Source organism: Saccharothrix longispora (assembly GCF_031455225.1).
Lineage (GTDB): Bacteria > Actinomycetota > Actinomycetes > Mycobacteriales > Pseudonocardiaceae > Actinosynnema > Actinosynnema longispora.
Map to the genome: position 1 here is coordinate 6,877,135 of NZ_JAVDSG010000001.1, position 12,653 is coordinate 6,889,787.

A 12,653-nucleotide genomic window follows, 5' to 3' on the forward strand; every position below is an offset into this window, starting at 1 on the left:
CCGGTCGGCGTGAGTCGCGGGAAACGGACCTCAGTCTTGGCGGGCCTTGATCCGTTTCTCCGCGACTCACCTGACCTGACCCCTGATTGATTCCGTCGCAAAGGAAATCCGGTCATGGCAAGGGTATCTGCGGTTGGGGGACGCGCGTCAAGCCGTGTGGTTGCCCCAACAGTGTGGAAGTTGGCCAATGGTCGCCCCTGCGGGGCGTGCAAGCGATTTGGTGTCTACGCCCCTAATCAGCTCGCCTGTTGTTCCTGCTTGGGGTGGCTGCCGCTGATTTTCGCCCCGGTGGGGTGTGCGCGATGAACGGCGGCAAGTGGGTTGATCCGGCTCCGTTCGAGGGCGTTCGACCTCGGGTGCCGTGGTGGGTGCTGGTGCCGGGCAAGGCCAAGTGGGTCGCTGCCCTGGTGGCGTTGGTGTGGCTCGCGGTCGTCGGGGCCGTGCGCCTGGTGCTCATCGTCGTCCGGTACCCGGTGGTCACGTTGGTGCCGGCCTCAGCGGTTTGGTGCTGGTGGCGGTTTGGGCTCTCGCCGTTGATTCTGGCGATGTTGTCGCTGGTGGCGGGCCTGGTCATCTGGTCGGGGCTGGGACGGGACTCGTTCCTGCGGCACGTCTGGTTCCGGCTGGTCACCGAGTGGCGGCGGGCGACTGTCTACGTGCCTCGGTGGCGGTCGGTCATGCGGCTGGCTGACCTGGCCAAGCGTGATCGCGGGCGTGAGTACCGGCCTCGGCTGCGACGGGTGCGGTCGGAGGGGTGGCGGGACCGGGTTCGGGTGCGGATGGTGCCTGCGCAGTCCCCGGAGGCGTGGGAGCTGCGGCGGGATGGGCTGGCGCACTCGTTCGGCGCTCGGTCGTGTCGGGTTCGGGTGCTGAAGCCGCGGGTGATCGAGCTGGATTTCGTGCACGCCGATCCGCTCGTGCGGCCGGTGACGGTGCCCGCGCTGGCTGACGGTGACGTGGACTTCAAGCGGGTGGTCGTCGGGCGGACGGAGAGCGGCAAGCCGTGGCGGCTGCGGCTGCTCGGGGCACAGGTGCTCGTGGTCGGCGTGCCCGGTGCCGGCAAGGGCTCGGTGTTGTGGTCGGTGGTGTGGCAGCTCGCGCCGGCGGTCCGGGCGGGCCTGGTTCGGCTGGTCGGGATCGACCCCAAGGGCGGCATGGAACTGGGCCAGGTGCCCGACGCCTTCGACCGGCTCGTCTTCGGCAACGGCGCTGACGCGGTCGAGCTGTTGGAATCCATCGCGGTCGAGGTGAAGGAGCGGGCGGCGCGGTACCGGGGGATTCGGCGGCTGTGGGCTCGGGAGACCGGCGAGCCGTTGACGGTGCTGATCGTGGACGAGCTGGCGGACGTGATCGCCTACCAGCCTGACCGGCAGCTCCGGGAACGTGCGGTGCGGGCGGTGCAGACGATCACCTCGCAGGGACGGGCTCCGGGGTACGTGCTCGTCGGCCTGGTCCAGGACCCGCGCAAGGAGGTCGTCGGGTTCCGGCACCTGTTCACGGTGCGGGTGGCGCTGCGGCTGGATGAGCCACAGCAGGTGGACATGGTGCTTGGCGACGGTGTCCGGCAGCGGGGAGCGGCGGCGCACGAAATCAGCGAGAACACGCCCGGTGTCGCATGGGTGAAGCAGGACGGTCAGAGGGAGCCGGAGCGGGCTCGGGCCTTCCACGTGACCGATGACGACTTGGCGGTGCTGCGGGACTTCCTGCGGCCCGGTGAGGTGCGGCCGTTCCCGACCAGGCCGGATGGTGCTGAGGGGGTGGCGGCATGACGAGCGGTACGCGGGCTGAGCGGATGCGTCAGCCGATGGCGCTCGACGTGGTCAAGGCTGCCGCTGAGCAGCACGGGGTGTGCGTCCGGCCGTTCACGATGGAAGTGGAGGACCGGGCCACCTACGAAGTCCGGCACGTCGCGGTGCCGTGCGGCTCGACGGTGGAGAGCGTTTGCGCGCCGTGTGCGAAGAAGGCGAAGGCGCTGCGGATGGCCCAGTGCCGTGAGGGCTGGCACATGGCGACCGAACCCGACTTCACCCCGGATGCGCCGACCAAGGACCAGACGGAGCTGCTGACGTTCCGCGCGGACCTGGTCAAGGCGTACCGGGAGGCGGTCGAGGCCGGGGAAGCCGGCGACGCTGACGAGCTGAGGGAGGAGATCCACTCCGTCGACGCGGAACTTCGGCAACTCGGCGTTCGGGGACGGTTCCCCTCGCCGGATGCGCCGACCAAGCGGGCGGTGAAGCGGTCGACCAAGCGCCGGCAGGACGCGCCCAACCTGCCCCGGCGGCGGGTCGAGAAGCGCACGGTCGGGCGGGAGTACGCGGGTGGCTTCCGGCCCTCGATGTTCGTCACGCTCACGCTCGACAGCTACGGGCGGGTGCGCGACGACGGCACACCGGTTGATCCGGCCACCTATGACTATCGGCGGGCGGCTCGGGACGCGGTGCACTTCGCCTCGCTCGTCGACCGGTGGTGGCAGAACCTCCGGAGGGTCGTCGGGTGGGAGGTGCAGTACTTCGCCACGGTCGAACCGCAGAGGCGAGCGGCGCCACACCTCCATGCCGCAATCCGCGGTTCGATCCCGCACGAGACCATCCGGCTCGTCACGGCGGCCACGTATCACCAGGTCTGGTGGCCCAACCACGACGAACGCATCTACAGCGGTGACCACCTGCCGGTCTGGGACGCGCGGGCAGAGTTGTTCGTTGACCCCGACACGCGGGAGCCGTTGACGGCCTGGGCGGACGCGGTCGAGGCCACTGACCAGCCGGCGCACGTGGTGACCTTCGGGCGTCAGGTGCATTCGAAGGGCATCCTCGGCGGCTCGGAGGAGGCCGGACGCCACATCGGCTACCTGACCAAGTACCTGACCAAAGCCATCGGTGAAGTGGTCGAGCAGAGCACCCAACGGCAACGCGCCCACGCTGACCGCCTGGCGGACGAGCTGGCCGTGACGCCCTGCTCCGACCGGTGCGCAGTGTGGCTGCTCTACGGCGTCCAACCACGCGGCGCGGGCTCCCGGACCACTCCGGGACACTGCAAGGGGCGGGCGCACCGCCGGACCACGCTCGGCCTACCTGGTCGACGGGTGCTGGTGTCGCGGAAGTGGTCCGGCAAGACGCTCGCCGATCACCGGGCCGACCGAAAGCGATTCGTCCTGGAAGCCCTCAAGGCGGTGGGCATCGAGAAGCCGGAGCCGGACACGTCCCAGCTCATCTGGCACAAGGTGCGGCCAGGTGACCCCAACGTGCCGCCACGGGCGCACCTGCTCATGCACGCCATAGCCCAGCGCGTGACCTGGAAAGCCGAGTACGACCGCGCCTTGCTCGCGGCTGCTGGCTCACCGCCGGACCTTTCGGCAACTCAACTCGCAGCTTGATCGTCGGGGGGCGACATGAAGGACATGCTGTACCGCGTCGAAGAAGTCGCGCAGGCGCTTCGGATCGGACGCACCAAGGTTTTCGACCTCATCCGCTCGGGAGAACTGACCTCGGTGAAGATCGGCGGTAGTCGCCGCATCCCGGCCTCGTCGGTGCAGGAGTACCTGTCCCGCCTGATCCAGGAGGCGGCGTAGTGGCCAGGGGTAAGCGGTCGAACGGTGAAGGCTCGGTCTACCAGCGCAAAGATGGCCTGTGGATCGGCGCGGCCTACGTGCTCACCACCACCGGTCACCGGAAGCGGGTCACTGTTTCGGCAACCTCGGAAGAGGAGGCGTGGCGGAAGCTTCGGAAGAAGATCGCCGATTCCGACGCGGGTATTCCGGTGTCGGCGGACAACTGGACGGTTGACGGCTACCTGGCCTATTGGCTGGAGAACGTCGCCACCACCAAGCGACCGAGGACGGTCGAGGGGTACCGGGCTGTCGTCCGCCGGCACCTGGTCCCCGGCCTGGGTGCGAAGAAGCTCCAGCGGCTGACGGCGCAGGACGTTAGGACATTCCTGAACCGGCTTCGCCACGACTGCCGGTGCTGCGCGGACAAGGTCGACGCCAAGCGGCCCAAGGGGGAGCGGCGGTGCTGCGCGGTGGGGGAGTGCTGCGGGCTTGTGCTCTCCGATCGGACCGTGCAGCAGGTGCACGCGGTGCTGAGGAACGCGCTCCAGCACGCCATGCGGGAGGAGGTCATTCCGCGGAACGTCGCCAAGCTCGTGCAGGTCAAGTCACCTCGGTACGACGTTCACCGGGGCTTGGAGAGCGACCAGGCCAAAGCGCTGCTCAAAGCCGCGCGGGGCAACAGGCTGGAGGCGCTGTACGTACTGGCTCTCTACCTCGGGATGCGGCGCGGTGAGCTGCTGGGCCTGCGCTGGTCGGACATCGACTGGGACGGCTGGGACGAGCCGTGCGGGCCTCACCGGGAGGAGTTCTGCGAGGACTGCGCCGACCGGTGCTTCCCGAGCTTGCAGGTCCGGCAGACCTTGCAGAGGGTCGGCCGCAAGCTGGTCTTCGTCCCGCCGAAGACGGAGCGGTCGGAGCGCGCCACACCGCTACCGCAGTTGGTCGCCGAAGCGCTGGTCGAGCACTGGGACCGCCAGGACGACGAAGCCGAAGCTGCGGATGACTGGGAAGACTCCGGCCTCGTCTTCACCACGCCGAAGGGTGGGCCGCTCGATCCGACCTACCTGCGGTCGAGCTGGTACCCGCTGCGCAAGCGCGCCGGTCTGGACGGTGTCCGGTTCCACGACCTGCGTCACTCGTGCGTGACGCTGCTGCTTCGACTCGGCGTCCCGCCACACATCGTTCGTGACATCGTTGGGCATTCAGCCATAGACGTGACTATGAAAATTTACGCTTCGGTATCACTTCGGGACAAGAGGGAAGCTTTGAAGCTTCTTACGGATACACTAGCTAAACTCTGACCATAGTGGACATGTTGCAGGTGATCCTTGACGAAGTTTTTTGCAGCCACGGATGCTTTCGAGCGTGAATATAAATCGTTGTTCGACTTCGTTGGTGCCAGTGCCGCTGCTATATGGACGATGAGGCGGCAGGTTCGCGATTACATCTCTGCACATGCGGGCGTCGATGACAAGAAGCTGGAAGAACTATTCTTGGGCGCTCCGAAGATAGGCAAATTCAACTTTAACTACTTTAAAGATGGAGATTGGTCGGTCCAGGAGGAGGCCATTGCTCGCACGGCTTTGATTAATGTCATTGCATTATATGAGCGTTGGATTGAAAGTGTAGACTTTCTGGTGACTTTAGGGTCAAAGGGAAGGAAGGTGCGCACGAATCTGGGTCATCTTTGTGATGGAAATCCTCGTGTTGAAGACGTGGACTGCTCTATTGCTGATGCGCAACTGGGTGTCGAGTTGGGCAAGATTAAATCGATTTCTATGACTGAGGCTTTCGCGGGTAATTTGCGGTCGTCTAGCGGCTACATGGGGGCGGATTTGCGGCAAATCCTAGTGGCGTATAGGGCCTTCAAGGAGCTTCGCAATAGCTTTATGCATAGGAGTGAACTGCCGGACCCGAAATTACTCGAACATTTCGATCAATTAGCTCGCGAAAATTTCAGCCCTAAGTTTGCGCGCAAACGGAGGCCATCTTTTCCTGTGGTGCAAAATGGCGTTAAGTCGAAACTGTTGTTGGAGCATGCATATTTTGCATGCTATGTAATTCGAAGTCTAGTGCAAATCTTTGACGCCGAACTCGCCATGACGAAGTATGGTGAAGCCGAACTAGTGAACAAGCTTCAGGCAGTTGGTTCGAAAGACTTTGGTGATCAACGATCAGAGGCCTCACTTGCTGCATCCCTGGGGCGCTACGTCGCGAAGTTTGGGTTGTCGGCTCCCAGCAAGCCTGAGGCGCTACTGCCCTTGCTGCGTGATAAAGGGCTGATCAAGGCCAACCTGTAGTGGTCAAGGCCGTTGCTACACCCGTTGCTACACGGAGGGGGTGCGACCAGGTCCCCGAACCCGGTCACACCCCCTCTCACCTGCGGAAGCGGAGGGATTTGAACCCCCGGACGGTTGCCCGTCTCCCGCTTTCAAGGCGGGTGCATTCGGCCGCTCTGCCACGCTTCCCGTGTGCGGCAGCAGGTTACCCGTCCACGGACCTCAGGTGCGTGATGACCCGCTCGAAGACCTTCGCCAGGACCTCCTGGTCCTCCCTCGGCAGCAGGTCGATCATGTGCGCCCGCACCCCCTCGACGTGCGTGGGCGCCGCGCTCTCCAGCACCGCCATGCCCCGGTCGGTCAGCTCGGCGAACACGCCCCGCCCGTCCTCGGGGCACTCGCGCCGCCGCAGCAGCCCTTCCTTCTCCATCCGGGCGACCTGGTGGGAGACGCGGCTCTTCGAGGACGCCACGTCGTCCGCCAGCTGGGACATCCGCATCCGCCTCCGCGGGCGCTCGGACAGTCGGACCAGGACCTCGTAGTCGGCCAGCGAGAGCCCGTGGTTGTCCTGGAGCTCGCGGTGCAGGCGGTCGGCGAGCATGGACGCCCCCACCACGTAGTTGCGCCAGGCGCGCATCTCACCGTCGTCCAACCAGCGCGGTTCCTGCTCAGTCACCCCGACAGGCTATGCCGCGCGGATTTCCGTTAACGGACGATCCACCCGGATGTCTGGTGCACGCCGTCTTCGGGAGGCAAACTCCACCGCCGTAGCGCGCCCTCCTACCGGGGCGCGGCCAGGGAGGACCCCCACATGACCCCGTCGAGTCGCACCGTGCGCCGCACGGCCGCGCTCGCGGTGACCGCCGCCGCCGCACTGGCCGTCACCGTCGCGCAAACCCCCGCACAGGCCGACAACAAGCCGTCACGCACGGTCGACGTCCGGCTGATCGGCATCAACGACCTGCACGGCAACATCGAACCGCCGACCGGCTCGTCGGGCCGCGTCACGCTGTCCGACGGCACCGCGGTCGAGGCCGGCGGTGCCGCGTACAACGCCACGCACATCAAGAAGCTCCAGTCCGAGGTGAAGAACTCGGTCATCGTCGGCCAGGGCGACCTGATCGGCGCCTCGCCGATCGTGTCCGCGCTGTTCCACGACGAGCCGACCGTCGAGGTCCTCAACCACGTCGGCATGGACACCACCGCCGCCGGCAACCACGAGTTCGACGAGGGCTACCGGGAACTGCTGCGCATGCAGAAGGGCGGGTGCCACCCGGTCGACGGCTGCCAGTTCAACGACAGGTACGAGGGCGCGGACTTCCCGATCCTCGGCGCCAACGTCACCCTGGCCAAGAACGGCCTGCCCGCCCTGCCGCCGTTCTGGGTCGAGTTCCGCGAGGGCGTCCCGATCGGCTTCATCGGCATGCCGCTGAAGGACGTGCCGATCCTGGTCGACCCGAACGGCATCAAGGAGTTGGAGTTCGGCGACGAGGTCAAGGCCGCCAACCGGTACGCGGACCTGCTGAACTGGCTCGGCGTGAAGTCGATCGTGCTGCTGATCCACCAGGGCGACAACACCAGCGGCGGCGGGCCGGACGACTGCCGGACCGTCGAGGGCGGTCCCGGCCGCAGGATCGCCGAGCAGGTCAGCCCGAAGATCGACGCCGTCTTCTCCGGCCACAGCCACCAGCACTACAACTGCACGGTCACCGACCCGGCGGGCAACCCTCGCCCGTTCATCGAGGGCCTCGCGTTCGGCCGCGAGCTGTCCGTGGTCGACCTGAAGATCGACAAGCGGACCCGCGAGGTCGTCCGGAGCGCCACGGTGGCGCGCAACCGGGTCGTCACCAAGGACGTCACCCCGGACCCCGCCATCCAGGCGATCATCGACCAGGCCAAGGCGAAGTCCGGCCCGATCGCGAACCGCCCGGTGGGCACGATCGCCGCGGACGTCCCGCGCGCGCAGAACGCCGCGGGCGAGTCGCCGCTGGGCTACCTGATCGCGGACTCGCAGCTCGCCGCGACGCAGGGCAACGGCGCGGTCCTCGCGCTGATGAACCCGGGCGGCGTGCGCGCCGACCTGTCGTTCGCCTCCTCGCCGGCGGGCGAGGGCGACGGCGTCGTCACCTACGGCGAGGCGTTCACCGTGCAGCCGTTCGGCAACATCCTCCAGACGGTCACGCTGACCGGCGCGCAGATCAAGGCGGCGCTGGAGCAGCAGTGGCAGGTCGTCAACGGCGCGACGCGGCAGATCGTGCTCCAGCCGTCGAAGGGCCTGACCTACTCGTGGTCGGCGTCCGCGCCGATCGGTTCGAGGGTGTCGGACGTCGTGCTGAACGGCGCGCCGCTCGACCCGGCCGCGAGCTACCGCGTGACGATCAACAGCTTCCTCCAGGGCGGCGGTGACGGCTTCAGCGTCTTCACCGGCGGCACCGCCATCACCGGTGGCGGCATCGACCTGGACGCGTTCGCGGCCTACCTGACCGCGAACCCGGGCACCACCTCGCCGGCGCTGGGCCGCATCACCACCACGCCGTGACGGCACGCGCGGTGGGCGTCCCGCACGAGGGGTGCTCACCGCGCGCTCACCGCGCCACCCGGCGGTGGATTTCGTTTCACCAGTTCAGGGCGCTGCGGAACGGTTGCGGCGGGGGCCGATCAGGCGCATCCTCGAAGCAGGACCTGTTGCCGGCGAATACCCAGGAGCAGCGTCGGCGGCACGCCCGGAAGGGGAAGGTGGTGCGGTGCAGACAAGTCCTCGACGTGACGATCCGCGCACGACCGCGACCCCGCGGGCGGAACGTGCCAGACGGTTCCGAACGCGACCGTGAGCGGTCCCGACGAGGGTTCGAGCGCGCGCCGCCCCAGGCGGTCTGCCCGCGCTTGACGCTGTTGACCCGGTGCTCTCCAGGCGCAGTCTCCACCGTCGGCGCCGACCGAGGTCCACGCCGACCTCGTCACCAGCGGTTTCGTCACTTGCACAATGGGAAAACCCGGGTGCGGCCCCGATATCGGGCTCCGCACCCGGGGCCTATTGTCGTGCGGGCTCCAGTGGGTCCCGGGTTGGAGGTCGCGGTGCAGTTCAACGAGAACGCCGAACTCGACACGTCGCAGGTCAACGACCAGCGCGGCGGCGGCGGTGTCGGCGGTCGCGTCGCCCTGGGCGGCGGCGGGCTGGGTATCGTCGGCGTGATCATCTACTTCGTGCTCTCCCAGCTCGGGGGTGGCATGGAGCTGCCCACCGGCTCCGGGTTCGGTGACGTCGGCCAGAACCAGCAGGTGGGGTCCGAGGCCATCAAGGAGAAGTGCAGGACCGGCGCCGACGCCAACCGCGAGTCGGACTGCCGCGCGGTCGCCTTCATCAACTCGATCCAGGGCTACTGGACCGACCAGTTCGCCCGCTCCGGCCGCACCTACCAGCAGGCGCAGACGAACTTCTTCTCCGGCGGCGTGCAGACCCGCTGCGGCAACGCGACGTCCGCCGTCGGTCCGTTCTACTGCCCGGCCGACGGCCAGGTGTACATCGACCTGAACTTCTACCAGGAGTTGCGGCAGAAGTTCGGCGCGGAGGGCGGCCCGTTCGTCGAGGCGTACATCCTCGCCCACGAGTACGGCCACCACGTGCAGAACCTGCTCGGCACGTCCGACCGCGTCGGCCAGGAGGCAGGCCCGACGTCCGGCTCGGTGCGGCTGGAGCTCCAGGCCGACTGCTACGCGGGCGCCTGGGCGAACCACGCGCAGTCCGTGCCCACCGCCTCGGGCCAGCCGCTGATCACCGGCGTCACCCAGGAGGACGTGAACGCGGCGCTGGACGCGGCGGCGCGCATCGGCGACGACTACATCCAGAGCGAGTTGGGCGGCGGCCAGGTCGACACGACCCAGTTCACGCACGGCTCGTCGGCGCAGCGCCAGAAGTGGTACACGACCGGCTACGACACCGGCGACCCGGCGCGGTGCGACACGTTCGGCACCGACAACCTGGGCTGACGCCCGCCCCTCCGCGCGAGCCGCTCCCCGCGGGGCGCGGTGTCGGGATTCCCACACCGCACCCCGCCCGACGCGGTGTTAGCGTCCGCTGACGACCGCGACAGCAGGGGGAGTGGGCTTGTGACGACGCTGGAGGCGATCCTCGTCGTCCTGGCCGGGGTCTTCGCCGGCGGCATCAACACCGTCGTCGGGTCCGGCACCCTCGTCACGTTCCCGGTGCTGCTCGCCGTCGGCTACCCGCCGGTCGTCGCGAACGTCTCCAACAGCCTCGGCCTCGTGTCCGGCTCGCTCAGCGGCGCGTGGGGCTACCGGCGCGAGCTGGCCGGCCAGGCCGGCCGGGTGAAGCGGCTGCTGCCCGCCTCCGTGCTCGGCGCGGTCGTCGGCGCGGTCCTGCTGGTGGTGCTGCCCGAGGACGCGTTCTCCGCGATCGTCCCGGTGCTGATCGCGGTGGCCCTGGTCCTGGTGGTCGCCCAGCCGTGGCTCAACCGGAAGCTCGCCGAGCGCGAGCGCCACGAGCACGGCGGTCTCGCGCTGTGGGTCGGGGTGTTCCTCGCGGGCATCTACGGCGGCTACTTCGGCGCCGCCCAGGGCGTGCTCGTGATGGGCATGATGGGCGTGCTGATGAGCGAGCACATCCAGCGCATGAACGCCCTGAAGAACGTGCTGACCGCGTTCGTGAACCTCGTCGCGGGCGTGCTGTTCATCTTCATCGCGGACGTGGCGTGGCTCGCCGTGCTGCTGCTCGCGATCGGCTCGCTCGTGGGCGGCCAGATCGGCGCCAAGGTCGGCCGCCGACTCCCACCGGTCGCGCTGCGCGCGGTGATCGTGGTGGTGGGAGTCGTGGCCATCGTGCAGATCCTGACCCGCTAGCTCAGCCGGCGAACGAGCGCGCCGCCGCCAGGAACGCGTCGTTCTCCTCGGGCTCGCCGACCGTCACCCGCGCGCCGTCGCCCGGGAACGCCCGCACCACCACCTTGTGGCCCAGGCAGTGCTCGTTGAACGCCGCCGTGCGCTCGCCCAGCGGCAGCCACACGAAGTTCGCCTGCGACACGGGTACCTCGTACCCGGCGGCCACCAGTTCGTCGCGCACCCTGGTCCGCTCCGCGACGACCGCCCGGCAGCGCGCCATCAGCTCGTCCTCGGCGTCCAGGGACGCGAGCGCGGCGACCTGCGCCAGCGCGTTCACGCTGAACGGCACGTAGACCTTGCGCAGCGTGTCGGCCACCTCGGGCGAGGCCACCGCGTACCCGACGCGCAGCCCGGCCAGGCCGTACGCCTTGGAGAAGGTGCGCAGCACCGCCACGTTGTCCCGGCCCGCCGCCCACATCCGCTTGGCCAGCTCCACGCCGTCCGGCACGTCGGCGTCCTCGACGAACTCCTTGTACGCCTCGTCCACCACCACCAGCACGTCCGACGGCACCCGCTCGACGAACCGCTCGATCTCCGCCTCGGTCAGCGCGGTGCCGGTCGGGTTGTTCGGGTTGCACACGAACACCAGTCGCGTGGCGGGGGTGATCGCGTCGGCCATCGCGTCCAGGTCCAGGCCGTGGCCCGGGGTCAGCGGCACCCTCGTCTGCCTGGCGCCGACGACCGCGGTGATCAGCGGGTACGCCTCGAACGAGCGCCACGCGAACACCACCTCGTCGGCTTCGGTGCAGGTGGCCTGCACGAGCTGCTGGCACAGCGTCACGGAGCCGCAGCCCACCGCGACCTGCTCGACGGGCACGCCCAGCTTGTCGCCCAGCCGCGCCACGAGATCGGTGGCGGCGGTGTCGGGGTAGCGGTTCACGGCGGTGGCCGCGTCCGCGATCGCCCGCACCACGCTGGGCAGCGGTCCGGCCGACACCTCGTTGCTGGCCAGCTTGATGGCGCCGGGGATGGACTTGCCGGGCACGTAGCTGGGCAGGGACACGAGGTCGGCGCGGGTTCGCACGGTCATCCAAGGACTCCCTTCGGGGTTCTGCGGCACGGTAACCCGCGGTAGGGGCGAATGGGCACACGTCTGGTTGCTCACGTTGACTCGCGTTCACCCCCACGTGGAAGGGTTGCCGCATGACACCTACCCGCACCGAGACGATCTCCCTCACCGACGGCCGCGAGCTGACGCTGACCGTGGCCGAGCCGGAGAACGCCGTCCGCGGCGGCCTGGTCGTGCTGCACGAGGCGCGCGGCGTGACCGACACCGTCCGCGGTCTGGTGGGGTCGCTCGCGGCCGAGGGGTGGTTGGCGGTCGCGCCGCACCTCTACGACGAGGTGTCCGACGACGAGGTCCCCGCCAAGGTCAGCGGCCTGTCCGGTGAGGCCGTGCTGGCCGACACCGACGTCGCGTTCGTCTGGCTGGGACAACGCGGCGTGAGCGCGGACCGCATGGGTGTCATGGGGTTCGACCTGGGCGGATCGGTCGCGATGGTGGTTGCGGGAAGCCGAACCGTCGGTGCGGCGGTCACCGTCGGTGGCGGCGGCATCCTGGAACCGCTCTCGGCCGGGCTGCCGTCGCTGGTGGAGGTCGCGGCGGAGCTGACGTGCCCGTGGCTCGGCCTCTACGGCGACGACGCGGAGATCCCGCCCGGCGAGGTGGAGAAGCTGCGCGACGCGGCGGCGTCCGCGCCCGTGGCCACCGACGTCGTCCGGTTCGCGCGCAGCAGCCACCGCTTCGACACGACGCCGGAGGCCAGCGCGGAGGCCTGGCAGCGGGCGTTGAACTGGTTCGACTCCCACCTCCGTTAAGCCTCTTGTCGGAGGCTTGGAACCGAACCACCTTCCCGGTACATCTAAGGGGAGCGTCCGGAACGCCTGATTCGGTCGCTGCCGGCTAACGCGAGGCGGGGCTGCGGCGAATC

11 protein-coding genes and 1 tRNA gene are annotated in these 12,653 nt (G+C 68.5%); 9 read left to right on the plus strand and 3 right to left on the minus strand.

Features of this window, described 5'->3' with window-relative positions; translation table 11 throughout:
- Window positions 1-302: 302 nt before the first annotated feature.
- The 5 genes from J2S66_RS29640 to J2S66_RS29660 are packed head-to-tail and all read left to right on the plus strand — an operon-like array spanning window position 303 to window position 5,847.
- A complete protein-coding gene (locus J2S66_RS29640; RefSeq protein WP_310310953.1) occupies window positions 303-1,769 on the plus strand; it encodes an FtsK/SpoIIIE domain-containing protein in 1,467 nt (488 codons plus the stop codon).
- Window positions 1,766-3,373, plus strand: a complete 1,608-nt coding sequence (locus J2S66_RS29645; protein ID WP_310310955.1) for a replication initiator — start codon at window positions 1,766-1,768, stop codon at window positions 3,371-3,373. Before J2S66_RS29640 ends, J2S66_RS29645 begins: the two co-directional genes overlap by 4 nt.
- A 15-nt stretch (window positions 3,374-3,388) precedes the next feature.
- A complete protein-coding gene (locus J2S66_RS29650) occupies window positions 3,389-3,568 on the plus strand; it encodes a helix-turn-helix domain-containing protein (RefSeq protein ID WP_310310958.1) in 180 nt (59 codons plus the stop codon).
- Complete coding sequence (locus J2S66_RS29655) at window positions 3,568-4,848, plus strand: tyrosine-type recombinase/integrase (protein ID WP_310310962.1); 1,281 nt, start codon at window positions 3,568-3,570, stop codon at window positions 4,846-4,848. The genes J2S66_RS29650 and J2S66_RS29655 overlap by 1 nt, the downstream gene beginning before the upstream one ends.
- Window positions 4,849-4,875: 27 nt before the next feature.
- Window positions 4,876-5,847 (plus strand): hypothetical protein, encoded by a 972-nt coding sequence (locus J2S66_RS29660; RefSeq protein ID WP_310310965.1) that lies wholly within the window; start codon window positions 4,876-4,878, stop codon window positions 5,845-5,847.
- Window positions 5,848-5,930: 83 nt separating this feature from the next.
- On the opposite strand, the gene J2S66_RS29665 is transcribed toward J2S66_RS29660, so the two are convergent.
- Window positions 5,931-6,015: transfer RNA gene (locus J2S66_RS29665), tRNA-Ser, on the minus strand.
- Between the two features lie 16 nt (window positions 6,016-6,031).
- A complete protein-coding gene (locus J2S66_RS29670) occupies window positions 6,032-6,502 on the minus strand; it encodes a MarR family winged helix-turn-helix transcriptional regulator (RefSeq protein WP_306744280.1) in 471 nt (156 codons plus the stop codon).
- A 135-nt stretch (window positions 6,503-6,637) separates the two neighbouring features.
- On the opposite strand from J2S66_RS29670, the gene J2S66_RS29675 reads away from it, so the two are divergent.
- From J2S66_RS29675 to J2S66_RS29685, 3 genes are all read left to right on the plus strand, one after another.
- The gene (locus J2S66_RS29675; protein ID WP_310310971.1) at window positions 6,638-8,365 is read left to right on the plus strand and encodes a bifunctional metallophosphatase/5'-nucleotidase; all 1,728 of its coding nucleotides are present in this window, start codon (window positions 6,638-6,640) and stop codon (window positions 8,363-8,365) included.
- A 536-nt stretch (window positions 8,366-8,901) separates the two neighbouring features.
- Window positions 8,902-9,813 (plus strand): KPN_02809 family neutral zinc metallopeptidase, encoded by a 912-nt coding sequence (gene ypfJ, locus J2S66_RS29680; RefSeq protein WP_310310973.1) that lies wholly within the window; start codon window positions 8,902-8,904, stop codon window positions 9,811-9,813.
- 120 nt (window positions 9,814-9,933) lie between these two features.
- Complete coding sequence (locus J2S66_RS29685) at window positions 9,934-10,683, plus strand: sulfite exporter TauE/SafE family protein (RefSeq protein ID WP_310310976.1); 750 nt, start codon at window positions 9,934-9,936, stop codon at window positions 10,681-10,683.
- A gap of 1 nt (window position 10,684) precedes the next feature.
- On the opposite strand, the gene hisC is transcribed toward J2S66_RS29685, so the two are convergent.
- Window positions 10,685-11,752 (minus strand): histidinol-phosphate transaminase, encoded by a 1,068-nt coding sequence (gene hisC, locus J2S66_RS29690; protein ID WP_310310978.1) that lies wholly within the window; start codon window positions 11,750-11,752, stop codon window positions 10,685-10,687.
- A gap of 113 nt (window positions 11,753-11,865) precedes the next feature.
- On the opposite strand from hisC, the gene J2S66_RS29695 reads away from it, so the two are divergent.
- Window positions 11,866-12,540 (plus strand): dienelactone hydrolase family protein, encoded by a 675-nt coding sequence (locus J2S66_RS29695; RefSeq protein WP_310310982.1) that lies wholly within the window; start codon window positions 11,866-11,868, stop codon window positions 12,538-12,540.
- Window positions 12,541-12,653: the final 113 nt, after the last annotated feature.

Excerpts from the sequence above, each read along its gene's own strand:
- J2S66_RS29640 (WP_310310953.1), top strand. The coding sequence starts at position 303 with ATGAACGGCGGCAAGTGGGTTGATCCGGCTCCGTTCGAGGGCGTTCGA.
- J2S66_RS29645 (WP_310310955.1), top strand. The coding sequence starts at position 1,766 with ATGACGAGCGGTACGCGGGCTGAGCGGATGCGTCAGCCGATGGCGCTC.
- J2S66_RS29650 (WP_310310958.1), top strand. The coding sequence starts at position 3,389 with ATGAAGGACATGCTGTACCGCGTCGAAGAAGTCGCGCAGGCGCTTCGG.
- J2S66_RS29675 (WP_310310971.1), top strand. The coding sequence starts at position 6,638 with ATGACCCCGTCGAGTCGCACCGTGCGCCGCACGGCCGCGCTCGCGGTG.
- hisC (WP_310310978.1), bottom strand. The coding sequence starts at position 11,752 with ATGACCGTGCGAACCCGCGCCGACCTCGTGTCCCTGCCCAGCTACGTG.
- J2S66_RS29695 (WP_310310982.1), top strand. The coding sequence starts at position 11,866 with ATGACACCTACCCGCACCGAGACGATCTCCCTCACCGACGGCCGCGAG.